Source organism: Micromonospora sp. NPDC051300 (assembly GCF_044455315.1).
Lineage (GTDB): Bacteria > Actinomycetota > Actinomycetes > Mycobacteriales > Micromonosporaceae > Micromonospora > Micromonospora robiginosa.
In genome coordinates, this window is record NZ_JBITEP010000005.1 from 133,045 (window position 1) to 158,163 (window position 25,119).

A 25,119-nucleotide genomic window follows, 5' to 3' on the forward strand; every position below is an offset into this window, starting at 1 on the left:
CTCCCGATGGCCAATGAAGACAAGCTCCGCGACTACCTCAAGCGGGTCATGGCGGACCTGCACGACACCCGCCGCCGGCTCAGCGAGGCCCAGTCCCAGGAACTGGAGCCGGTGGCGATCGTCGCGATGAGCTGCCGGCTGCCCGGCGGCGTCCGCGACCCGCAGGGCCTGTGGGAGTTGCTGACCGAGGGCCGGGACGCGGTCGCCCCGTTCCCCGACGACCGGGGCTGGGACCTCGACCGGCTCTACCACCCCGACCCCGACCACCCCGGCACCTCGTACGCCCGCGAGGGCGGCTTCCTGGACGGGGCCGGGGACTTCGACGCCGCGTTCTTCGGCATCAGCCCCCGCGAGGCGCTCACCATGGACCCGCAGCAGCGGCTGCTGCTGGAGACCGCGTGGGAGGCGGTCGAGTCCGCCGGCATCGACCCCGCCTCGCTGCGCGGCAGCCGCACCGGGGTGTTCGTCGGCACCAACGGGCAGGACTACGGCACGCTGCTGATGATGTCGCCCGACGGCGACGAGGGCCACTCGATGACCGGCGGGGCGGCGGCGGTCGCCTCCGGCCGGGTGTCGTACACACTCGGCCTGGAGGGCCCGGCCGTCTCCATCGACACCGCCTGCTCCTCCTCGCTCGTCGCGCTGCACCTTGCCGCGCAGGCGCTGCGGGCGGGGGAGTGCGAGCTGGCGCTCGCCGGCGGCGTCACCGTGATGGCCACCCCCGGCCTCTACATCGGATCGAGCCGGCAACGCGCGCTGTCCCCGGACGGGCGGTGCCGCTCCTTCGCCGCCGCGGCCGACGGCGCCGGGTTCTCCGAGGGCGTCGGGTGGCTGCTGGTGGAGCGCCTCTCCGACGCCCGCCGCAACGGGCATCCGGTGCTCGCCGTGCTGCGCGGCAGCGCGGTCAACCAGGACGGCGCGTCGAACGGGCTGACCGCCCCCAACGGTCCCGCCCAGCAGCGCGTGATCAGTCAGGCGCTCACCGCGGCCCGGCTGGCCACCGCCGACGTGGACGTGATCGAGGCGCACGGCACCGGCACCAACCTCGGCGACCCGATCGAGGCGCAGGCGCTGCTGGCCACGTACGGGCAGGACCGGGGTGACGCCGGGCCGGCGCTGCTCGGCTCGGTGAAGTCGAACATCGGCCACGCCCAGGCCGCCGCCGGGGTGGCCGGGGTGATCAAGGTGGTGCTGGCCCTCCGGCACGGGCTGGTGCCGGCGACGCTGCACGTGGACGAGCCGTCCCCGCACATCGACTGGTCGTCGGGCGCGCTGGAACTGGTGACGTCGGCGCGGCAGTGGCCGGAGCGCGACCGGCCCCGCCGGGCGGCGGTGTCCTCGTTCGGCATCTCCGGCACCAACGCGCACGTCATCGTGGAGCAGGCGCCGGAGGCGCCGACCGCCGCCGTCTCCGCCCCGGGGCTGCTCGCCGCCGACGTCACCGCCTGGCCGGTCTCCGCCCGGACCCGGGGCGGGCTCGCCGGGCAGGCCGGCCGGCTGGCCGCGCACCTGCGCGCGCACCCGGCCGACCCGGCGGCGGTGGCCTGGTCGCTGGCCACCACCCGGTCGGCGTTCGACAGGCGTGCCGTCGTGCTCGGGTCGTCGGTGCAGGAGTTGCTGTCCGGCCTGGACGCGCTCGCGTCCGGTACGCCGTCGCCGGCGGTGGTGACCGGCACGGCGGAGCGGCCCGCCGGCCCGGTGTTTGTGTTCCCGGGTCAGGGTGCGCAGTCGGCGGGGATGGCTGCCGGTCTGGTGGGTCGGTGCGCGCCGTTCGACGCGGCGTTGGCCGAGTGCCAGGTGGCGTTGGCTCCTTTCCTCGATGTGGATCTGGTGTCGGTGTTGACCGGCGGTGACGAGTCGTGGTTGGAGCGGGTGGAGGTGGTGCAGCCGGTCCTGTGGGCCGTGGGTGTCGCCCTGGCCGCGGTGTGGCGGCATGTCGGCGTCACGCCGCAGGCGGTGATCGGGCACTCGCAGGGCGAGATCGGCGCCGCGTGCGTGGCCGGAATCCTGTCCCTGGACGACGCCGCGAAGACCGTGGCCCTGCGGTCGCGTGCCCTGTCGGTGCTGCGCGGCACCGGCACGATGGCGTCGGTCGACCTGTCGGCCGACGAGGTGACCGCCCGGCTGGGCGGCTTCGACGGTGTGGGGGTCGCGGCGGTCAACGGTCCGGCGACCGTGGTCGTGTCGGGTCCGCCGCAGGCCGTCGCCGATCTGGTCGAGGCGTGTCAGGCCGACGGCGTCCGGGCCCGGTTGATCCCGGTGGACTACGCGTCGCACTCCGCCGCCGTGGAGGAGGTCGCGCAGCAACTGCGCACCGACCTGGCCGGTGTCACCCCACAGCCGGGCCACACGCGTCTGGTGTCGACGTTGACCGGGGACTGGGTGGACCCGGTGACGATGACCGCGGACTACTGGTACGACAACCTGCGGCAGACGGTCCGCTTCGACACGGCCGTGCGCGCCGCGGTCGAGGCCGGACACACGACGTTCGTGGAGATCTCGCCGCATCCGGTGCTGGCTATGCCGGTGACGGCGATCCTGGACGACCTCGGCACCGCCGGGCACACGCTGTCCACGCTGCGCCGCGGTGAGGACGACCCGACCCGGCTGCTGACCAACCTGGCCACCGCCCACACCATCGGCCTGCCCGTCGACCTGAGCACCGTGCTCACCGGCACGGACACCGTCGCACTGCCCACCTACGCCTTCGACCACCAGCGGTACTGGCCCGCCCCGCCGCGCTTCGTCACCGAGCGCGACGGCGAGCCCGACCCCGACCGCTGGCACTACCGGGTCACCTGGACGCCGCTGCCCGACCTGCCGCTGACCCGGCTCACCGGCGCCTGGCTGGTCCCCGTACCCGCCGAACTGGCCGACGACCCGCTCGTCGCCGGCGTGCTCGGCGCGCTCGGCAACGTCGGCGCCGACGCCGTACCCGTGCCCGTGGACCCGACCGGCGACCCGGCCGCGCTCGCCGACCGGCTGCGCGCCGCGCTGCCCGCCGGCGGACCCGCCGCCGTGCTCTCCCTGCTCGGCCTCGACGGACGGGCCCACCCCGAACACCCGGCCACCACGCGCGGCGTCACCGGCACCGCCCACCTGGTCCAGGCGCTCGGCGCGCTCGGCGTCGAGGCGCCGCTCTGGTGCGCCACCCGCCGCGCCGTCACCACCGGCGACACCGATCCCGCCCCCGACCCGGCCGCCGCCGCCGTCTGGGGCCTCGGCCGGGCCGTCGCGCTGGAACACCCGGCCCGCTGGCGCGGCCTGGTCGACCTGCCCGACCAGCTCGACGCCACCAGCGCCGCGCTGCTCGGCGCGGTGCTCGGCGCCGACGGGCCCGAGGACCAGATCGCCGTCCGCGACACCGGCGCCCACGCCCGCCGGCTCACCCGGACCACCGACCTCGCCGACGACACCGTCCGGCTCCGCGACACCGTGCTGATCACCGGCGGCACCGGCGGCCTCGGCGGGCACCTGGCCCGCTGGGCCGCCCGTGCCGGCGCCGGGCACGTCCTGCTGGCCAGCCGTCGCGGCCCCGACGCCCCCGGCGCTGGCGACCTCGCCGCCGAGCTGACCGACCTCGGGGTACGCGTCACCGTGGCCCGCTGCGACGTCACCGACCGGGACCAACTCGCCACACTGCTCGCCGACCTGCCCGACGACGCGCCGCTGCGGGCCGTGCTGCACACCGCCGCCGTGCTCGACGACGGTATCGTGGACACCGTCACCCCGGCCCGCCTGCACACCGTCGCCGCGCCCAAGAGCGCCGCCGCCGACCACCTCGACGCGCTCACCCGCGACCACGAGCTGGACGCGTTCGTGCTCTTCTCCTCCGTCGCCGGCACCACAGGCAACGCCGGCCAGGGCGCGTACGGCGCGGCCAACGCCCACCTCGACGCGCTCGCGCACCGGCGCCGCGCCGCCGGGTTGCCGGCGCTCTCCGTGGCCTGGGGCGCCTGGGCCGGCGCCGGCCTGCCCGCCGACAACGAACGCGCCCAGCAGCGGCTGCGGCGCGGCGGCATGGTCGCCATGGACCCGGAGTCGGCAGTCGCCGCGATGGCCCGGGCGCTGGGCCGCGACGAACCCACAGCCGTCGTCGCCGACGTCGACTGGAGCCGCTTCGCGCCCGCGTTCGCGCTGGTCCGGCCCAGCCCGCTGCTCGGCGACCTGCCCGAGGTCCGGGACGCGCTGCGGCCCCCGGAGGCGGAGACGCCTGCCGCGCCCGGCCTGGCCGACCAGCCCGGCTCGGCGCTGGCCCGGCAGCTCGCCGGCCGGACCGCCGCCGAACGCACCGAGACGCTGCGCGACCTGGTCCGCCAGTGCGCGGCCACCGCGCTCGGCTACGGCGCCGCCGACGACGTGCCGGTCACCCGCCCCTTCCGCGACCTCGGCCTCGACTCGCTGACCGCGGTGGACCTGCGCAACCTGCTCGCCACCGCCACCGAGCTGCGGCTGCCCGCCACGCTCGCGTTCGACTACCCGAACCCGGCGGTGCTGGCCGGGCACCTCGACGAGCTGCTCACCGGCGCCGGCGCGCCGGTCGACTCGCCGGCCGCCGTGGCCACCCCCGACGAGCCGCTGGCCGTGGTGGCGATGAGCTGCCGCTTCCCCGGCGGCGCGGACGACCCGGAACGGCTGTGGCAACTGCTCGCCGCCGGCGGCGACGCCATCGGTGACTTCCCCACCGACCGGGGCTGGGACCTCGACCGGCTCTTCGACACCGACCCCGCCGTCGAGGGCACCAGCTACGCCCGCCAGGGCGGCTTCCTGCCCGACGTCGCCGACTTCGACCCCGGCTTCTTCGGCATCAGCCCCCGCGAGGCGCTCGCCATGGACCCGCAGCAGCGGCTGCTGCTGGAGACGTCCTGGGAGGCGATCGAACGCGCCGGCATCGACCCCCGGACGCTGCGCGGCACCCCCACCGGCGTCTTCGTCGGCACCAACTACCAGGACTACCGCAACCTCATGCTCACCGCCGAGGGCGCCGAGGGGCACCTGATGACCGGCAACGCCGGCAGCGTGCTGTCCGGGCGGGTGTCCTACACGCTCGGGCTGGAAGGGCCGGCCGTCTCCGTCGACACCGCCTGCTCGTCGTCGCTCGTCGCGCTGCACTGGGCCGGCCAGGCGCTGCGCGCCGCCGAATGCTCCCTGGCGCTTGTCGCCGGCGTCACCGTGATGGCCACCCCCGGCGTGTTCGTCGGCTTCAGCCGGCAACGCGGCCTGTCCCCGGACAGTCGGGTCAAGGCGTTCGCGGCCGGCGCCGACGGCACCAGTTGGGGCGAGGGCGTCGGCGTGCTGCTGGTCGAGCGGCTCTCCGACGCCCGCCGCAACGGCCACCCGGTGCTCGCCGTGGTGCGGGGCAGCGCGGTCAACCAGGACGGCGCGTCCAACGGGCTCACCGCGCCCAACGGGCCGGCCCAGCAGCGGGTCATCCGCGCGGCGCTGGCCAACGCCCGGCTCGACCCGGGCGACGTGGACGCGGTCGAGGCGCACGGCACCGGCACCCGGCTCGGTGACCCGATCGAGGCGCAGGCGCTGCTCGCCACGTACGGGCAGGGCCGGCCGGACGACCGCCCACTGCTGCTCGGCTCGGTCAAGTCGAACATCGGCCACACCCAGGCCGCCGCCGGCGTCGCCGGGGTGATCAAGATGATCCTCGCGCTGCGCCACGGCTACCTGCCGCCGACCCTGCACGTCGACGCGCCCAGCGACCAGGTGGACTGGACGACAGGCTCGGTGGACCTGCTCACCGAGGGGCGGCCGTGGCCGCTGACCGGCCGGCCGCGCCGCGCCGCCGTCTCCTCGTTCGGGATCAGCGGCACCAACGCCCACACCATCCTGGAGCAGGCCCCCGAGCCGCCGGTGCCGGCCGGTCAGCCGGCCGAGCCGCCCGTGGTGCCGGTGCTGCTGTCCGCCCGTACCGCCGACTCGCTGACCGCCCAGGCCACGCCGTGGGCCGACCGGCTCGCCGGGCCGACCGCGCCGCCGCTCGTCGACGTCGGCTGGTCCTCGGCGGTGGCCCGCGCCGCGCTGGACCACCGCGCTGTCGTGCTCGCCACCGACCGGCGGGCGCTGCGCGCCGGACTCCGCGCGCTCGCCACCGGCGACGACTCGCCCGCGCTTGTCACCGGCGCGGTGACCGGCCGGCCCCGGGTGGCCTACCTGTTCTCCGGGCAGGGCGCGCAACGGCCCGGCATGGGCCGCGAGCTGGCCGCCGCGTACCCGGTGTTCGCCGACGCGCTCACCGAGGCGTGCGCGGCGCTCGACAGGCACCTGTCCCGGCCGCTGCGCCCGTTGCTCGACGCCGACCCCGGCAGCGACACCGCGGCGCTGCTGGACCGCACCGAGTTCACCCAGCCGGCGCTGTTCGCCGTCGAGGTGGCGCTGTTCCGGCTGCTCACCGCGTGGGGCCTGCGCCCCGACGCGGTGGCCGGGCACTCCATCGGCGAGTTCGCCGCCGCCCACGCCGCCGGCGTGCTCACCCTGGCCGACGCCGCCGAGCTGGTCGCCACCCGTGGCCGGCTCATGCAGGCGCTGCCCGACGGCGGCGCGATGCTCGCGGTCGCCGCGAGCGAGGACGACGTCCGCGCCACGCTCGGTGACGGGCTCGCCGTCGCGGCCGTCAACGGCCCGGCCGCCGTCGTGGTCGCCGGTTCCACCGACGCCGTGGACGCCGCCGCCGCCGACTGGACCGCCCGGGGGGTACGCACCCGACGGCTCACCGTCAGCCACGCGTTCCACAGCCCGCTGATGGACCCGGTGCTCGACGAGCTGGCCGCGCTCGCCGCCCGGCTGCCGCACCACCCGCCGACCGTGCCGCTGATCTCCACGGTCACCGGCGCGCCCGTCGACGCGGCGGGCATCGGCGCGCCCGGCTACTGGGCTCGGCACGCCCGCGACACCGTACGCTTCGCCGACGCGGTCGCCGCGCTGCGCGAGCACGGCTGCACCGCGTACCTCGAGGTCGGCCCGGACGCGGTGCTCACCGCGGCGGCCCAGGGCGTGCTGGCCGCCCACGGTCCGGTCCCACCGGTGCTGCCCACGCTGCGCCGGGACCGGCCGGAACCGCTCACCCTGCTGCGCGCGGTGGCCGCGCTGCACGTGCACGGCGTGGCCGTGGACTGGCCCGCGCTCCACGCCGACGCCGACCCGCAGCCGGCCGACCTGCCCACCCACGTGTTCGACAGGCAGCGTTACTGGCCGCAGCCGCCGGCCTGGCTGACCGCGCCGCCGGCCGAGGACACCGCCGTGGAACGCCGGTTCTGGGCGGCCGTCGACGCCGAGGACCTGGACGGCCTGCTCACCGAGCTGGACGTGGCCCCGGACCAGCCGTTCGACGCGGTGCTGCCGGCGCTGTCCGCGTGGCGGCGACGCGGCCGGGAACGGTCGATCGTGGACGGAAGCCGCTACCGGGTGCGCTGGGAGCCCGTCGACGCCACCGGCGCGTCCGCGCCGGACGGGCCGGGCCGCTGGCTGGTGCTGCTGCCCGCCGACCGGGCCGCCGAGCCGGACCTGGCCACGCTGGCCGGCGCGTTCGGCGCGGCGGTCACCACCGAGGCGGTGGACACCGCCGCCGACGCCGACACGCTTGCCGCCCGGCTGGCCGACCTGGTCGCCGCCGCCACCGCCGACGGGCCGGTGAGCATCCTGTCCCTGCTCGGCCTGGACGAGGCGCCGCACGCCGAGCACCCGACGCTGCCGCGCGGCCTGGCCGCCACCGTCGGGCTGCTCCAGGCGCTCACCGACCTGGACGCGCCGGCCCGGCTGTGGTGCGCCACCCGGGGCGCGGTCGGTGTCGGCGACGCCCCGCCCAGCCCGCGCCGGGCGGCGCTGTGGGGCCTCGGCCGGGTCGCCGCGCTGGAACAGCCCGCCCGCTGGGCCGGCCTGGTCGACCTGCCCGCCACCGTCGGCGACGACACCGCCCGCCGGCTCGCCGCGCTGCTGACCACCACCGCCGAGGACCAGCTCGCGGTGCGCGCCGACGGGACGTACGCCCGGCGGCTGGCCACCGCGCCCACCGACGGTGACCCGACGCCGTGGCAGCCGCGCGGCACCGTCCTGATCACCGGCGGCACCGGGGCGCTCGGCGGGCACGTGGCCCGCTGGGTAGCCGGGGCCGGCGCGGAACGGATCGTGCTGACCAGCCGGCGCGGCGCCGACACGCCGGGCGCGGACGCGTTGCTGGCCGAGCTGGCCGCCTCGGGCGTCGACTGCCGGGTGGCCCGCGCCGACGCCGCCGACCGGACGGCCATGGCCGCGCTGGTCACCGAGCTGCGGTCCGACGGGCCGCCGCTGCGCGCGGTGGTGCACGCCGCAGGGGTCAGCGAGGTGGTGCCGCTCGCCGAGACCACGCTGGAGGACCTGGCGTACGTCGTCGGCCCGAAACTGGCCGGCGCGGAACTGCTCGACGAGCTGCTCGACGGCGTCGACCTGGACGCGTTCGTGCTCTTCTCCTCGATCGCCGCCACCTGGGGCAGCGGTGGGCAGGGCGGGTACGCGGCCGGCAACGCCGCGCTCGACGCGTTCGCCGAGCGGCGGCGGGCCCGCGGGCTGCCCGCCACGTCGGTGGCCTGGGGGCCGTGGACCGAGTCCGGCATGTTCGACGACGACGCGCCGGAGCAACTGCGCCGGCGCGGGCTGCGGGTGCTGCCGCCCGAGCCGGCGATGGCCGGGCTGCGGCACGCGCTCGCCGCCGGCGACACCTGCGTCACCGTCGCCGACGTCGACTGGGCCACGTTCCATCCGCTGTTCACCTCGCTGCGGCCCAGCCCGCTGCTGGCCGACCTGCCTGCGGTACGGGCGCTCGCCACCGCCGCCGCCGAACCGGCGGCCACCGGGACGGAGGGCCGGGACCGGCTCGCCGAGCTGCGCGCGTTGCCCGCCGACGACCGCCGCGACGCGCTGCTGGACCTGGTCCGCACCGACGCGGCGAAGGTGCTCGGCCACCCCTCGGTCGACGCGGTCGAGCCGGAACGCGGCTTCCTCGACCTCGGGTTCGACTCGCTGACCGCGGTGGAGCTGCGCAACCTGCTCACCGCCGCGACCGGGCGGGAACTGCCCACCACTGTGGTGTTCGACTACCCGACCCCGGCCGGGCTGGCCGCGTACCTCGACGACGAGCTGTTCCCCGGCGGCGGCGAACCGGCCGGCGGCGCCGACGAGGAGACGGTCCGGCGGGTGCTCGCGGCCATCCCGCTGGACCGGCTGCGCCAGGCCGGCCTGCTCGACGAGCTGCTGCGGCTCGGCCACGACACCGCCGCGCCGGCCACCGGCCCGGCCCCGGACGTGCCGGCGGCCGAGATCCACGACCTCGATGTCGCCGGGCTGGTCCGGATGGCGCTCGAAGGATCCGACTCGTGACCCGGCCGGCCGCAGGGAGGGCCCGATGAGCGTCTCGCTGGACGAGGTGGTCGGCGCGCTGCGCGCGTCGCTGCTGGACAACCAGAAACTCAAGCAGCAGAACCAGCAGCTCGCCGACCGGCTCACCGAACCGGTGGCGATCATCGGGATGAGCTGCCGCCTCCCCGGCGGGGTGCGCTCGCCCGAGCAGCTCTGGGAGCTGGTCGACGCCGGCCGCGACGCGATGGCGCCGTTCCCCGCCGACCGGGGCTGGGACCTCGACGCGCTCTACGACACCGACCCGGCCAGCCGGGGCACCTCCTACGTCCGCGACGGCGGCTTCCTGCCCGAGGCCGGCGACTTCGACCCGGCGTTCTTCGGCATCAGCCCGCGTGAGGCCCTCGCCATGGACCCGCAGCAGCGGCTGCTGCTGGAGACCGCGTGGGAGGCGTTCGAGTCCGCCGGCGTCGACCCCACCGCGCTGCGCGGCGCGCCCACCGGCGTCTACGCGGCCACCAGCAGCCAGGGCGACTACGCGGCGCTGCTCACCGGCGTCGGCGGCGGCGTCGAGGGCTACCTCGGCACCGGCAGCGCGGCGGCGGTGGCCAGCGGCCGGATCGCGTACGCGCTGGGCCTGGAGGGTCCGGCGGTCACCGTGGACACCGCCTGCTCGTCGTCGCTCGTCGCGCTGCACCTGGCGTGTCAGGCGCTGCGGCTGGGGGAGTGCACGCTGGCGCTGGCCGGCGGCGTGTCCGTGATGGCCACCCCCACCGTCTTCGTGGAGTTCTCCCGGCAGCGCGGCCTGTCCACCGACGGCCGGTGCAAGTCGTTCGCCGCCGCCGCCGACGGCACCGGCTGGTCCGAGGGCGTCGGCATGCTGCTCGTCGAGCGGCTCTCCGACGCCCGCCGCAACGGCCACCCGGTGCTCGCCGTGGTTCGGGGCACCGCGGTCAACCAGGACGGCGCCAGCAGCGGCCTCACCGCGCCCAACGGCCCCGCCCAGCGAAAGGTGATCCGGGCCGCGCTGGCCAACGCCGGGCTCACCGCCGCCGACGTGGACGCGGTGGAGGCGCACGGCACCGGCACCACGCTGGGCGACCCGATCGAGGCGCAGGCGCTGCTGGCCACGTACGGGCAGGACCGGTCCACGCCGCTGCTGCTCGGCTCCGTCAAGTCGAACATCGGCCACACCCAGGCCGCCGCCGGCGTCGCCGGGATCATCAAGATGGTGCTCGCCATGCGGCACGGCCGGCTCCCGGCCACGCTGCACGTCGACCGGCCCACCCCGCACGTCGACTGGTCGGCCGGCGCGGTGGAGCTGCTGACCGAGGCCCGGCAGTGGCCGGCGACCGGCCGCCCCCGCCGGGCCGGCGTCTCCGCGTTCGGCGTCAGCGGCACCAACGCCCACGCCGTCGTCGAACAGGTCGAGGACCCGCCGACCCCGCCGGCCGGACCGCCCGCCCCGCCGGCGCCGTGGGTGGTGTCCGCCCGTTCCGGAGCGGCGCTCGCCGGGCAGGCCCGCCGGCTGCTGGACCACGTCACCGCCCGTCCCGACCTGCGCCCGGCCGACGTGGCGTACGCGCTGCTCACCACGCGGGCCGCGCTGCCGCACCGGGCCGCGGTCACCGGCGACGACCCGGCCGCGCTCGTCGCCGGACTGCGGGCGGTCGCGGAGGACCGGCCCGCCCCCGGCGTGGTCCGCGGCGTGGCCCGCGCCGCCGGCAGGCTCGCCGTCCTCTTCCCCGGGCAGGGCGCCCAGCGACCCGGGGCGGGCGCCGAGCTGCACCGCCGGTTCCCGGTCTTCGCCGCCGCGTTCGACGAGGTGGCCGCCGAACTCGACAGGCACCTGAGCCGCCCGCTGCGCGAGGTGGCGTTCGCCGCGCCGGACACCGGCGAGGCGGCGCTGCTGGACCGCACCGAGTGGACCCAGCCGGCGCTCTTCGCCTACCAGGTGGCCGCGTACCGGCTGGTCACCGCGCTCGGCCTGCGCCCGGCGCACCTGCTCGGCCACTCCGTCGGCGAGCTGGCCGCCGCGCACGTCGCCGGCGTGCTGTCGCTGCCGGACGCGGCCACGCTGGTGGCCGCGCGGGCCCGGCTCATGCAGGCGCTGCCGGCCGGCGGCGCGATGCTCGCGGTCCGTGCCTCCGCCGCCGAGGTGGCGCCGCTGCTCGACGCGCGGGTCGCGCTGGCCGCGGTGAACGGCCCCGAGTCGGTGGTGCTCTCCGGCGACGAGGACGCGGTGCTCGCCGCCGGCGAACGGCTCGCCGCGCAGGGCCGCCGGACCCGCCGGTTGCGGGTCGGCCACGCGTTCCACTCGGCGCGGATGGACGACATGCTCGCCGAGTTCCGGGTGGTCGCGGAGAAACTCACCTGGCAGCCGCCGAGCGTGCCGCTGGTCTCCGACCGCACCGGCGAGCCGCTCACCGACGCGCAGGCCACCGACCCGGGCTACTGGGTCGAGCACGTGCGCGACACGGTGCGCTTCTCGTCGGCGGTGGCCACGCTCGCCGCCGCCGGGACCGGCACCTTCCTGGACCTCGGCCCGGACGCCGCGCTGACCGCGCTGGCCCGCGAGTGCCTGCCCGACGCCGAGCCGGCCGCGTTCGTGGCGGCCGCCCGGCGCGAGCTGTCCGAACCGGCCGGCCTGCTCGCCGCGCTCGCCGCCGTGGACCTGCGCGGGGCCGCCGTACGCTGGCCCGCGCTGTTCGCCGGCACCGACGCCACCCGGGTCGACCTGCCCACGTACGCGTTCCAGCACGAGCGGTTCTGGCCCGACCCGATCCGCCTCGACCTGTCTCCGCGTCCCGCCGACCCGGCGGACGGCGAGTTCTGGTCCACCGCCGAGCGCGGCGACCCGGCCGCGCTGGCCGACCTGCTCGGCCTCGGCGACGACGCCGCCGGCCCGCTCGGCGACCTGCTGCCGGCGCTCACCGGCTACCGCGACCGCCGCCGCCGGACCACCACCCTGGACGGGTTGCGCTACCGGACCGGCTGGACCCCGGTCGAGCCGCCGGCCGGCGTCGCGCCGGCCGGGCCGTGCCTGATCGTGGGTCCACCCGGCGACCTGCTCGTCACCGTCACCGACGCGGTACGCGCCGAGGGCCTGGACCCGGTGCCGGTGCCCGTGCCGTCCGGCGTCGACCCGGGCGCCGCGCTGCGCGACCGCCTCGACACGGTCACCCCGGTCCGGGTGGTCTCGCTGCTGGCCGCCGCGACCGCAGGCGCGCACGTCCTCGCCGGGACCGTCGCGCTGGTGCGGGCGCTCACCGACGCCGGGGTGACCGCGCCGCTGTGGTGCGTCACCCGCGGCGCGGTAGCGGTCGACGTCGGCGACCCGGCGCCCGATCCGGCGGTCGCGACCGTCTGGGGACTCGGCCGGGTGCTGGCGCTGGAACACCCCCGGCTCTGGGGCGGCCTGCTGGACCTGCCCGCCGCGCCGACCGGCCCGGACACCGTCCGGCTCGCCCGCGTGGTGGCCGGGGACGGCGTCGAGGACCAGCTCGCGCTCCGCGCCGGTGGGCTGCGCGCCCGCCGGCTGGAACGCGCGCCCGCCGGCGTCGTGGAGCCGTGGCGGCCGGCGGGCGCGGTGCTGGTGCACGGCGACGCCCCGGTGCGCCGCCCGCACCTGCTGCGCCGGCTCGCCGAGTCGGGCGCGACCCACCTGCTGCTGGCCGGCCCGTCGGCGTCCACCGCCGTCGACCGGCCCGACGTCGCGCACACCGTAGACGCTCCGGCGGCGACCACCGCGGGCGGCGTCGAGCGGACCACCGTGGACGGCGCGGAGCCGGCCCTCGCGGACGACGTCGAGCGGACCAGGGTGGCCGGCGCGGAGCCGGCCCTCGCGGACGGCGTCGAGCGGACCACCGTGGACGGCGTCGAGGTGACCACCGTGCCGGGGACGGAGGCGCTCCCCGCCGCGCTGGCGCGGCTGGCCGCGGCCGGCACGCCGGTGCGTACCGTGCTGCACGTCGTCGACGCGGGCGGGGCCGGCGAGCCGGTCGCGGCGGCCGACCCGGACCGCCTGGCCGCCGACGTCGACGCGCACCTGGCCGCGGTGGCCCGGCTCGACGCCGCCTGCGCCGACCACCCGGTCGACGAGTTCCTGGTCTTCGTCTCCACGGCCGCCACCTGGGGCAGCGGCGGCGTCGCGGTCACCGCCGCGACCGGCGCCGGCCTGGCCGCCCTCGCCGCCGGCCGCCGCGCCACCGGCCGGCCGGCCACGGTGCTGGCCTGGGCGCCGTGGCACGGCGAGGCCACCGACCCGGAGCAGTTGCGCCGCCGGGGCATCCGCCCGCTGGACCCGGACGTGGCTCTCGACGCGCTCGACCGGGCCGTCGCCGCCGGCGACGACGAGGTCGCCGTCGCGGACGTCGACTGGCCGGCGTTCGTGCCCGCGTTCACCGCGGTCCGCCCGGCCCCGCTGCTGCGGGGCGTGCCGGACGCCGCCGCGACCGAACCGGCCGGCCCGGCCGGCGGGTCCGGCTCCGACCCGGCGACCGCGCTGCGCGACCGGCTGGCCGCCGTGCCCACCGGTGACCGGCAGCGGATCCTGCTGGACCTGGTCCGGGCGCACGCGGCCACCGTCCTCGGGCACGCCGGGCCGGGCGCGGTCGAGCCGGACCGGGACTTCCTGGAGCTGGGCTTCGACTCGCTCACCGCGCTGGAGCTGCGCGACGCGCTGCGTCAGGAGACCGGCGCCGAGCTGTCCGCCACCCTGCTCTTCGACCACCCCACCCCGGTCGCGCTGGCCGGGCACCTGCTCGCCGCCGTCCTCGGCGGGCGGGCCACCGACGTGCCCGCCGACGCGGGCTCCCCGGACGGCGCGGGCGGCCTGCTCGGCGGGTTGTTCCGGCAGCCCAAGGCGCGCGCCGACGCGGCCGGCTACGCCGAGCTGCTGGTGAAGCTGGCCCAGTTCCGGCCCAGCTTCACCGGCCCGGAGGAGCTGACCCGGCCGGCCGGCATCATGCGGCTGGCCGACGGGCCGGTCACGCCGGTGGTCTGCTGCTGCACCATGTCGCTGCTCTCCGGCGCGCACGAGTACGCCCGGGTCGCCGCCGGGCTGCGCGGCCGGCGCGACGTTTGGGCGCTGCCCAACCCCGGCTTCGGCGTCGGCGAGGAACTGCCCGCCGACCTCGACGCGCTGCTGCGGGTGCACGCCGACACCGTGCTGCGCGCGGTCGGGTCCGGCGACTTCGTGCTGGCCGGGCACTCCGGCGGCGCGATGGTGGCCAACCTGCTCGCCGCCGAGCTGGAGCGGCAGGGCCGGGGGCCGGCCGCGGTGGTGCTGATGGACACCTACCCGCCCGGCAGCGAGGTGCTCGGCGGTTGGACGTCGCAGTTGCTCGACGGGATGGTCGAGCGGGACAGCGCGTACACCCCGATGGACGACCACCGGGCCACCGCGTGGGCCGGCTACCTGCCGCTGTTCCTCGACTGGACGCCCACGTCGATGGCGGCGCCGACGCTGCTCGTACGCGCCGGCGAGCCGCTGGGGGAGTGGACCGGGGAACCCGACGGGTGGAAGTCGGTGTGGCCGTACCCGCACGAGACGCGGGACGCGGCCGGTGACCACTTCACCATGGTCGGCGAACGCGGCCCGGAACTCGCGGCCACGGTCGACGCGTGGCTCGCGGAGCGCGGGCTGTGAGGCCGCCCCTTGGCTGCCCCTAACGCCCCCTATCGCGGTGGCGGACAACTGTCTTACCAGGAACCAGGACGGGAGCATGACGACGTGGACGAGGCAGTGGTGGTCGACGGGCTGGTCAAGAGATACCGGCCCGACATGCCGCCGGCGGTGGACGGACTGAGTTTCTCGGTCGCCGCGGGCGAGGTCTTCGGTCTGCTCGGGCCGAACGGCGCGGGCAAGACCACGACGATCGGGGTGCTGACGACCCGGGTGCGGGCCACCTCCGGTCGCGCCCTGGTCTGCGGCGCGGACGTGTCCCGCGCGCCGGCCGTGGCCCGGCAACTGCTCGCGGTGGTGCCGCAGCGGGTCAACCTGGACCGGTCGCTGACCGTCCGGCAGAACCTGCTGTTCCACTCCGCGTACCACCGGGTGTCCCGGGCCCGTCGTGCCCGGCGCGCCGACGAGCTGCTGGAACAGATGGGCCTGAAGGACTTCGCCAAGGCCCGCACCGACTTCCTCTCCGGCGGCCTGGCGCAGCGCACCATGATCGCCCGGGCGTTGATGCACGCCCCCCGGGTGCTCTTCCTCGACGAGCCGTCCGCCGGTCTCGACCCGCAGTCCCGGCTGTTCGTGCACGAGCGGATCGCCGACCTGAAGTCGTCCGGGGTCACCGTCGTGGTGACCACGCACGACATGGAGGAGGCGGAGAAGCTCTGCGACCGGGTCGGCATCGTCGACCACGGCAAGCTGCTCACCCTGGACACGCCGACCGCGCTGACCCGGACGCTGCCCGGCAGCAGCACGCTGACGCTCGTGGTCGCGCCCGGCGCGCCGGTCGAGGCGGTGCAGGCCACGCTCGCCGACGTGCCGGACGTGGAACGCGTCGAACGGCTGCGCGCGGGCGGCGCGGCGGAGCTGCCGATGTTCCCCGGCATGCCCCCGATGCCGACGCCGGAGGATCCGGACGCCCCGCTGTCGTTCCGGGTCTACACCGCCGGCGCGCCGGCCAACGCCGTGCCGATGGCGTTGAAGGTCCTCACCGACCTCGGCTGCGAGGTCCGCGACCTCAGCGTCGGCCAGCCCAGCCTGGAGGACGTCTTCATCCACCTGACCGGAAGGGACCTTCGGTGACCGTCACCGCCCCCGTCGCGCCGGCGTCGCCGGCCGTCACCGCACCCCCGCCGGTACGCCTGCGCGACCAGCTCACCACGTTCCGCGCGGTGCTGTGGCGCGACGTGTTCGTCACCAGCCGGGAGCTGGGCGGGTTCCTCGCCCAGGTCTTCCTCCAGCCGCTGTTCATGCTGTTGATCTTCGGCAAGGTGCTCAAGGACCTCGGCTACGCCAGCGACGACTTCGCCAACGTGCTGCTGCCCGGCGTCATCGCGCTCAACGCGTTCCTGATCGGCCTGGAGAACACCGCGCTGCCGATGGTGATGGACTTCTCCTTCACCCGGGAGATCGAGGACCGGCTGCTGTCGCCGATGGCTATCCCGCTCGTCGCGTTCGAGAAGATCGTCTTCGGGGCGATCCGGGGCCTGGTCGCCGGGCTGGTGCTCATCCCGGTCGGCATGCTGATCCTCGGCGTCACCTGGCCGCTGTCCACGCTGCTGCCGGTGATCGGCGTGCTGGCCGCCGGCGCGATGGTCGGCGCCGCCCTGGGCCTGACGTTCGGCACGCTTGTCCCGCCGCACCGGATCCAGATCATGTTCACGGTCACGCTGACCCCGCTGATGTTCACCGGCGCCACCCAGTTCCCGCTGCGGGCGCTGGACGCGCTGCCCTGGTTCCAGGTCGTCTGCGCGATCAACCCGCTCACCTACGTCAGCGAGGCCACCCGGTCGCTCGTCGCGCCGCCCGGCGTCCAGTCGGTGCCGCTCTGGCTGGACCTGGTGGTGCTCGCCGGGGTGTTCGTGGTCTTCACCGCCGTCGGCATCCGCGGCTTCATGCGCCGGGCGATGGACTAGGGGTCGGCCGCGATGAACCCCGACGACGGACCGCTGCTGCTGGTCAGCTCCGGCAGCGCCGGGCTGTTCAACCCGCTGCTGACGCTGGCCGGTGAGCTGAAGCGCCGGGCCGCCCGACCGGTCCGGTTCGCCTGCACCGACGAGCGGCGGGCCGAGATCGAGGCGCTGCCCGGCGACGGTGACGTGCGCTTCGTCTCGCTCGGCCCACCCCGGGTGGAGGTCCGCCCGGAGCACTGGGACGACGAGACGCACCGCCGGATGTCCACCGGTTCCCGGGTGGTGAACTTCGCCAGCTACGTCGACGCCTCCACCGACTTCGACCATCTGCACGAGCTGTACGAGCGCTGCCTGGCGGTCATCGACGAGGTGCGGCCGACGCGGGCGGTGGTGGACTCGTTCGCCTCGTTCGGCCTGGACGCGGCCACCACCCGCGGGGTGCCGTTCGTCATCAGCGTCACGGTGCCACCGTCGAACTTCCTCCAGGACAGCCTGCCGCCCGCGTACCCGATGTCGTTGTCCGGGCTGCCGCTGGCGATGAACCCCAGCCAGCGGGCGGCGAACGACCGCTACCGCGCCGCGCTGGTGGCCACGCTCACCGAGCCGGAGCGGCTGGCGCGCAGCACCGCCGCGGCCGCGCGGCGCGCGGACGCCGGCATCAGCAACGTCGAGCTGCGCCCCTCGCAGTACGCGGAGGCGGCGGAGGCGTTGCTCGCCTACACCGTGTTCGGGCTGGAGTACCCGTTCGACACCGCGCCGGCGAAGCTGCGCATGGTCGGCTCGATGGTGCCCCGGGAGATCGTGCCGAGCCCGGACGGCGCCGACCTGCGTGCCTGGCTCGACGCCCACGAGTCGGTGGTCTACGTCGGCTTCGGCACCATCATGCGCCCGACCGCCGCGCAGGTGGCCGCGCTTGTCGAGGTGGCCGCCCGGCTCGGGCCGGAGCACCAGGTGTTGTGGAAGCTGCCCGCCGCCCGGCACGGGTTGCTGCCGCCGCCCGACGAGCTGCCGGCCAACCTGCGCATCGAGTCGTGGTTGCCGTCGCAGGTGGAGGTGCTGGCCCACCCGCACGTGCGGGTCTTCTTCAACCACGCCGCCGCGAACGCGATCCACGAGGCGGCCTGGTTCGGGGTGCCGCAGCTGGTGATGCCGTTCTGGTTCGACTGCTACGACGGCGCGGTGCGGGTGGTCGACGCCGGCGTGGCGCTGGCGGTCGAGCACGAGGATCCGCTCGACGTCGACGACGTCGTCGGCAAGCTGCGCCGGTTGCTGGGCGAGCCGTCGTTCCGCGACCGTGCCGCCCGCTGGCGCGACTGCCTGCGCCGCGCCGGCGGGGTGACCGCCGCCGCCGACCTCTTGCTGAGCTAGAAGGAAGGGCCCCTTCTTAACGCATTCGGTAAAGGCGGGGCCCCTTGTTAACACCCGGCGTTAACAAGGGGCCCCGCCTTACATCGACGGCGGGTCAGGAGGCGGCGGTCTGGATCTCCTCGCCCAGCGGCTCGGCGAACGCCACCAGGCGAGCCGGCAGGTCCGAGCGGCGCTTGACGTCGAGCTTGCGGTAGACCCGGGTCAGGTGCTGCTCCACGGTGCTCACCGTGATGAACAGCTTGCTGGAGATCTGCCGGTTGGTGTGGCCCTGCGCGGCGAGCGCCGCCACCCGGCGTTCGGCCTCGCTGAGCCCGTCCTCCGGCTCCGGCGCCTCGGCCGGCGGGCCCGTCGGCACGCCGCCCGGCTCGCGCCGGACCAGCCGCTGCGCCAGCACCGAGGCGCCGCAGTCCTGGGCCAGTTGGTACGCGCGGCGGACCAGCAGCCGCGCCTGCGCCGAGTCGCCCGCCCGCTGCAACGTCTGCCCGGTGTCGCCGAGCGCCCGGACCAGTTCGAGCCGGTCCCCGCAGCCCTGCAACAGGTTGACCGCCTCGGAGAGCAGCTTGCGTCGGTGGTCCGGCGCGGTGGTGCCGGCGAGCAGCCGCAGCGCCCGGCCCCGGGTGCGGTCGTCCACCCCGTGCGGCACCCGCAACTGCTCCTGCAGCAGTTGGGTGGCGTGCGCCTTGTTGCCCACCGCGAACTGCACCCGGGCCAGCTCCAACCGCCAGGGCACCAGCCCGGCCACGTCCACGCCCCAGGCGCGCATGAGTTCGCCGCACCGGCGCAGGTCGGTGGTGGCCGCGTGGGCCCGCCCGAGCGCCAGGTGGTGGCGGGCCCGGGCGGCCAGGTAGTGCAGGCCGAGCGGCGTACGGAGGGCGCCGGCCGGCACGCTCTGCGCCAGCCAGCGATCCGCCTCGGCGTGCCGCCCGGACTCGGTGGCGCAGGCGATGAGCGTGGCCAGCGGACCCGCCGCGGCGACTCCCCAGGCGGCCACCGGCAGGTCGTCGAGCGCGGCCCGGGCCTGCTGGTCGGCCACGGTCAGGTCGCCCAGCCGCAGCGCCGCCTCGGCGCGCAGCGCCCGCAGCACGGCCCGCCAGATCGGGGCGTGCCGCACGGCGGGGCGCTCCAGCAGCGCCGCGGTCCAGGCGGCCACCCGGTCGGCGCGGCCGGACCAGAGCAGCGCCAGCAGCGGCGCGGTCAGCAGCGGGAGCATGCCGTCGTCGGAGTGGTGGCGGTGCAACAGGTGCTCGGCGGCGGCCACCGTGTCGTGGTCGCCGGTCGGCGTCAGCGCCGCGCCGACCAGGCCCAGCGCCTGCGCGGGTGAGGAACCGCCGGCCAGCAGCGCGGTCCGTGGCACGCCGGCCGCCTCCCGTGCGGCGGCCAGGTGCTCCGGGTGGGAGAGCCCCAGCAGCAGGTGCATGGTCCGCCGGCGGCCGGCGGCGTGGGGCTGCTCGTCGTCGCCGGCGCAGCCGGCGATCGCCTCGTCGGCCTCCTCGGCACGTCCCTGCCACAGCAGGTAGGGCACGGCGGACAGGGCGGCGTCCGCCGGCCAGCCGCCCGTCCGGGCGGTGTCGACGAGCTGGTCGAGCTGACCGGCGACGGCCAGCGGGTTGATCTGCCAGCGGGCGCGGACCTGCATGGCGGTGATGGCGACCCGCTGGTTGTCGTCCACCTCGGCGCGTCCGACGAGGCGCAGGCAGCCGGCGGCCACGTCGGGTCGGCCGGCGGCGAGCGCCTGGGCGGCGGCGTCGTGCAGCACGGGCACCGTCCATCCGGCCTCCGCCCAGCCGGCGGCGACCAGGTGCTCGGCGACGCCGCCCGGCTCGACGCCGTGCTCGTGCAGCACCTCGGCGGCGCGCTGGTGCAGGCCGCGTCGTTCGTCGACGGACATGTCGGCCAGGATGGACCGCCGGATCCGGGGGTGCCGCAGCCGGTCCTGGTCCAGCAGGCCGGTGGTGCGCAGCATGCTGACCATCGGGGTGACCGACTCCGGCACCACGTCGAGCAGGTGGCCGAGCAGGTCCGCCGGGCCGCCGGGGCGGTCCAGCACCGCCATCGCCTGCGCCACCCGGCGCACGCCCGGCTCGTGCCGGTACAGGCAGCCGAGCACCGCCTGGTCGAACGCGTCGCCGAGGGAGGCGTCCGCGGTCGGTTCCTCGTCGGTCGCCGACCCGGGCCGTTCCTCGATGAGCGCCCGGGTGAGCAGCGGGTTGCCGCCGGTCATCCGCAGGCAGCGTTCGGCGGCCTCGCGGGCCGCCGGCTCGACGTCGTCGTCGACCAGCCGGGCGATCGCGTCGACGGTGAGCGGCGGCAGGGTGATCCGGGTGAAGTGGGGCTGGCTGAACAGTTCGGCCCGGAAGTGCGGGTGCGACGGGCGCAACGTGCGGGCCTCGGCCAGCACCACCATGATCGGGGTGTGCCGCAGCCGGCGGGCGACGTAGAGCAGGCAGTGCAGCGACGCCGGGTCGGCGTGGTGCACGTCGTCCACGGTCAGCACGAGCGGGTCCGACTCGGCGAGGTCGAGCAGCGTGCTGAACAGGCCGTGCAGCACCGGCGCCCACACCTGGTCGGCGGGGTCCTCGCCGCCGTCGCGCCCGACCTCCGGCGGGGCGGTCGGGGAGTGGCGCAGCAGGTTCTCCACCCGCACCCCGCTCTCCGGGTCGAGCCGTGCCCCCTGCAGGAGCTGACCCAGCACCCCCAGGTGCAGTCCGCGTTCGGTGCGCGACGCGGTCGCGCTGAGCACCCGGCCGCCGGCCGTGGCCGCCCAGTCGCCGAACGACTCCAGCACGCTCGTCTTGCCGCTGCCCACCGCACCGGTGACGAGCGAGACGTGTCCCTTCCGCTGCCGTTCGCAGTTCTGGAAGGTCTCGCGCAGCAGGGTGAGCTGTTCCTCTCGCTGTACCAGCACGTGTCCTGTCAGCCCTTCTCGTCGACGGCGCCGCGACGGGGTCACCGTCGCCGGCAGGCCGCTCCGCCCGGTGCCGTGGGCGGCCCCTCCACCGCACCCGTCCCGGTCGCGGGACAGGGGTGGTGCGCGCCGGGCCGCCGGCCGGGTGGACTCGGAATCCTCCCCACCGGAGCGTGTCGTCAGACAGACGTTCCGGCTGCAAGCGAGTCTGGCACCGGCTCTGGCGTGCGACAACGGTCCCGGGACCCCACGGTTTCGGCGGTAAACCTGCGGTGCCGACCGGCCGTTAGGGGTTGCGTGGTAGTCCGGAAGGGGGGTGGTCGCCAGACCGGATGACGGTCGGGTTTCGCCTCGATGGCCGGCAGGTGACGGCCGATCAGCAGATGAAACCACACTTCGGCCAGGCCCGCGCGGGCCGAGTGGCCGAGCACGACGAACCGTCAGGGGGGTACGGGATGACCGGCCGGCCCGCTCAGGGGTCGAGCCGCAACCGGGCGGCCAGTTCGCTGCGGGAGTTGACGTCGAGCTTGCGGTAGATCCGGGTCAGGCGCTGCTCGATGGCGCTGACGGTGAGGAACATCCGCTCGGCGATCTCCCGGTTGGTGTGTCCCTGTGCGGCCAGCGCGGCGACCCGGGACTCGGCGTCGCTGAGGCCGGTGAGCAGGATCCCGGCGTCGGAGTCCGGATCGGGCGCGGCGGTCCGGCCGGCCGTGGCGACCCGACCGGCGGCGGTCGGGCGCAGCGACGGGATCCCGCACTCCTCGGCGATGTCCCGCGCGGCCCGGGCCGTGCTCCGCGCCTCGCGCAGATCACCGGCCTGTTGCTGGGCCTGGCCGAGGTCGCCCAGGGCACGCGCCAGCTCGATCCGGTCCCCGCACTGGCGTAGGAGCCGCACCGCGCACCGCAGGTGCCGGATCCGCTCCGGTCCCTCGTGGACGGCGCCGAGCACCCGCAGCGCGGCGCCCCGGTAGCGCAGGTCGGTCGGGCGGAGCCGGTCCAGCTCCTCCAGGATCACCTTCTCGGCCTGCTGCCGGCGGCCCAACCGCAGCAGCGTCCGCGCCGACTCGGTACGCCACGGGATCAGCGCCGCCTGGTCGAGCCGCCACGAGGTCATCAGCTGCCCGCACAGTTGGAAGTCGGCCAGGGCCGCCTCGGGGCTGCCCGCCGCGAGGGCGTGCACGCCGCGGGCGTGCAGGTAGTGCAGGCCGAACGGGGTCTCGAACAGCGCCGGCGGCACCGGCGTCCGGAGGCAGGCCGCCGCCTCGTCCCACTCCTCGAGGCAGGTGAGCGTCCACAGGCGGACGGCCAGCGGCGCGCCGATGACGACGCCCCACCCCTTCGGCGACAGCCGGTTGAGCGCGGAGTCGGCGAGTTCGCGGGCCCGGCGCAGGTCGCCGCGGCGGCCCGCCACGGTGGCGGCGACCGCGGTGAGCAGGGCGCGTGGCGTCCGGTGCCGGCGCGCGGAGGCGATCCGGTCCAGCCGCTCGCACCATTCGCCGGCCAGGTCGAGCCGGTCCGCGTAGATCATCGCGATCACCGCGCAGACCGCGTTCCACATGCTCGGCTCGTCGTCCAGCGCGAGCGTGCCGAGCGTGCGTTCGGCGTTCTCCAGCGCGCCGAGGTCGCCCCGACCCAGCACGGCGTCGAGCAGGAGGACGCCGTGCAGCCGGTGCTTGACGCGGGCCAGGGCGAGCGGGTCCCGGGGGGTGCCGGCCGGGGCGGCGCCGTCGAGCGCGACTCCGGGGTAGAGCGTGGCCATCCACCCCCTGATGATCGTCAGGTCGGCGGTCGATCGCGTGTCGACGCCGTCGACCCGCTCGCCGAGATGGTGGATGAGGTCCACGGCCCGGTCGATCTGGCCGTGCCAGAGCAGATACTGGATCGGTCCGGCGGCCTGCCGGGTGCTCAGGTGCCCGGCGCGCACGGCGGTGGCGACGCCGAGCAGGTGGGGGACCGCGCCCTGCGGGTCCAGCCGCCACTCGGCGCGGGCCAGGGCGGAGCGGATCCGGGCCCGCAGGCACTCGTCGGCGCAGTCCCGGTTGGCGCGGCGCAGGTAGCGCAGGCCGGTGTCCACGTCGCCCTCGGCGAGCGCGTGCTCGCCGGCGTCGAGCAGGGTCGGGACCATCCACGGCTCGGTCAGCTCGTCCGAGGTGACCAGGTGCGGCGCGATCCGCGGTGGCGGGGCGCCGTCGTCGTGCAGCACCTGGGCGGCGGCGCGGTGCAGCCGGGTGCGTTCCTCCACGGTCATCCCGTCGAGCACCGCCCGGCGTACCGCCGGGTGCCGGAGGCCGTCGGCGTCGACGAGACCGGCGCTGGTGGCCGCGTCGACGGCGTGCAGGTTCAGCTCGGAGGGGAGGTCGACCAGGTGGGGCAGGAGCGGGCCGTGCAGCGGCTCCTCGGTCACCGCCAGCGCGCGGGCGGTCTTGAGCACCAGGTGCTCGCAGCGGTAGAGGCAGCTCAGCACCGCCTCCCGGAACGCCTCGCCGGGCGCCGGCGTCCCGGCGCCGGCCGGGTGGTCGTCGGCCAGCGCGTGCACCAGCAACGGATTGCCGCCGCTGATCCGGAACGCCTCGTCGGCGATCCGCCGGGCCACCGGCGCGCCCAACCGGTCGGCCAGGACCCGGTACGTCCCGTCCGGGGAGAGCAGCGGCAGCCGGACGCGGTGCAACCGGGCCGGCTGGAGCAGTTCGGCGTACGCGGTGGGATGCCACGGCCGGGTGCGCGGCGCCTCGGTCAGCACGATCAGCACCGGCAGCCCGACGACCCGACGGACCAGGTGGTCGAGGCAGCGCAGTGACGGCGCGTCGGCGTGCTGGAGGTCGTCGACCGCCACCACTGCGGGCGCCCGGGCGGCGAGTTCCAGCAGTTCGCCGCCGATCGCGGCGGTCAGCAGGGCGAGCGCCTCCTCGTCGGCCGTCTCGCCCCAGCGCAGCACGGCGCGGTCCAGCAACCGGCCGACCCGGTCGCGGCCGGCGTCGTCCAGAGTGGCCCGTCGGACGAGCTGCCGGATGACCTCCAGTGGCACCGTGCGCTCGCTGCGCGACGCGCTGGCGCCGAGGAACGCGACCCCGGCCTCGGCGCACCGCCGGGCGAAGGACTGCAGGAGCGTGGTCTTGCCGGCGCCGACCGGCCCGGTGATGAGCGTGATCGGGCCGGGGCCGGGGCCGGTGGCGGGTTCGCCCGGGTGGAGCAGATCGGCGAGCCGATCGGTCAGGACGTCGAGATGCCGGTCCCGTTCGGCCATCGTCATCGGGTGGGCCTCCGCCCCGCCGCGGCCCGTCGGTGGGCCGCGCGCCGTGGTCTCCGGTGACACCCCTTGCAGTCAGAGACCCACAAATCCTTGACCCATTCCAATTAGCGAATACCGGCAACGATGGTACGACGTGAGCGTTTCATCGGAACGTCGCGCCTGGTCTCGTGCGTCGAAAATACGCCGCCACCTGCGGTCCCGCAATTCAAGGGGCGGTTTGACGCGGTCCGCCTCTATCGATCCCGATTCATGGGGTGGAGTATGTCAGCCAGGCAATTGGGCGGCAAGTCTGAGGATGTAAAGGATGAGCAAACATGGCAACTCCGCACCGGCGGCGCTGAGGGTGCTCGGGCCGCCGCGACAGCGGAAAGTCATCTTTCTCTTCCGGAACGTGACGCAGGTGGTCCGATCGGTCGGTTGGTAACGTTTTCCGACCCTTGCCGCCAATGGGTGGGCGGCAGGGCCGCCCGGCCGGCGGGCGCTGTGCCCCGCGGTCGGCCGGGACCCGGCGGCGGGCGTCGCCCGCGCTCGCGTCCCGCCACGTGAGAGCGTTCTCGCTGTTCATTCGTCACCGCGCGGTGCGTGCCCCGGCGCGGCGTCCCCGGCGGTCGGCGGGTGGCGTGGAGCCGGTCCGCGCCCCGCCGTCGCCGGCCGCCGCGCCCGGCGCGGG

At 76.3% G+C, this 25,119-nt stretch carries 7 protein-coding genes; 5 read left to right on the forward strand and 2 right to left on the reverse strand.

Annotated elements, in window-relative coordinates; all coding sequences use genetic code 11:
* The first annotated feature begins 6 nt into the window (after nucleotides 1–6).
* The 5 genes from ACIA5A_RS07880 (at nucleotide 7) to ACIA5A_RS07900 (ending at nucleotide 18,294) form a co-directional block, all read left to right on the forward strand.
* Nucleotides 7–9,360, forward strand: a complete 9,354-nt coding sequence (locus tag ACIA5A_RS07880; RefSeq protein WP_396757777.1) for a type I polyketide synthase — start codon at nucleotides 7–9, stop codon at nucleotides 9,358–9,360.
* Between the two features lie 25 nt (nucleotides 9,361–9,385).
* On the forward strand, nucleotides 9,386–14,986 hold the full coding sequence (locus ACIA5A_RS07885; protein WP_396757780.1) for a beta-ketoacyl synthase N-terminal-like domain-containing protein: 5,601 nt from the start codon (nucleotides 9,386–9,388) through the stop codon (nucleotides 14,984–14,986).
* Nucleotides 14,987–15,070: 84 nt separating this feature from the next.
* Nucleotides 15,071–16,096: an ABC transporter ATP-binding protein gene (locus ACIA5A_RS07890; RefSeq protein WP_396757783.1), complete on the forward strand. Its 1,026-nt coding sequence runs from the start codon at nucleotides 15,071–15,073 to the stop codon at nucleotides 16,094–16,096.
* Nucleotides 16,093–16,929: an ABC transporter permease gene (locus tag ACIA5A_RS07895; RefSeq protein ID WP_396757786.1), complete on the forward strand. Its 837-nt coding sequence runs from the start codon at nucleotides 16,093–16,095 to the stop codon at nucleotides 16,927–16,929. The genes ACIA5A_RS07890 and ACIA5A_RS07895 overlap by 4 nt, the downstream gene beginning before the upstream one ends.
* Nucleotides 16,930–16,941: 12 nt before the next feature.
* Complete coding sequence (locus ACIA5A_RS07900) at nucleotides 16,942–18,294, forward strand: glycosyltransferase (RefSeq protein ID WP_396757789.1); 1,353 nt, start codon at nucleotides 16,942–16,944, stop codon at nucleotides 18,292–18,294.
* Nucleotides 18,295–18,388: 94 nt separating this feature from the next.
* Here the strand turns inward: ACIA5A_RS07900 and ACIA5A_RS07905 are convergent, their stop codons facing one another.
* A complete protein-coding gene (locus ACIA5A_RS07905) occupies nucleotides 18,389–21,199 on the reverse strand; it encodes an AAA family ATPase (protein WP_396757792.1) in 2,811 nt (936 codons plus the stop codon).
* Between the two features lie 472 nt (nucleotides 21,200–21,671).
* The gene (locus ACIA5A_RS07910) at nucleotides 21,672–24,449 is read right to left on the reverse strand and encodes an AAA family ATPase (protein WP_396757795.1); all 2,778 of its coding nucleotides are present in this window, start codon (nucleotides 24,447–24,449) and stop codon (nucleotides 21,672–21,674) included.
* Nucleotides 24,450–25,119: the final 670 nt, after the last annotated feature.

What these genes read in the sequence shown, in the direction of transcription:
- ACIA5A_RS07880 (WP_396757777.1), top strand. Translation starts at nt 7, where the DNA reads ATGGCCAATGAAGACAAGCTCCGCGACTACCTCAAGCGGGTCATGGCG.
- ACIA5A_RS07885 (WP_396757780.1), top strand. Translation starts at nt 9,386, where the DNA reads ATGAGCGTCTCGCTGGACGAGGTGGTCGGCGCGCTGCGCGCGTCGCTG.
- ACIA5A_RS07910 (WP_396757795.1), bottom strand. Translation starts at nt 24,449, where the DNA reads ATGACGATGGCCGAACGGGACCGGCATCTCGACGTCCTGACCGATCGG.
- ACIA5A_RS07900 (WP_396757789.1), top strand. Translation starts at nt 16,942, where the DNA reads ATGAACCCCGACGACGGACCGCTGCTGCTGGTCAGCTCCGGCAGCGCC.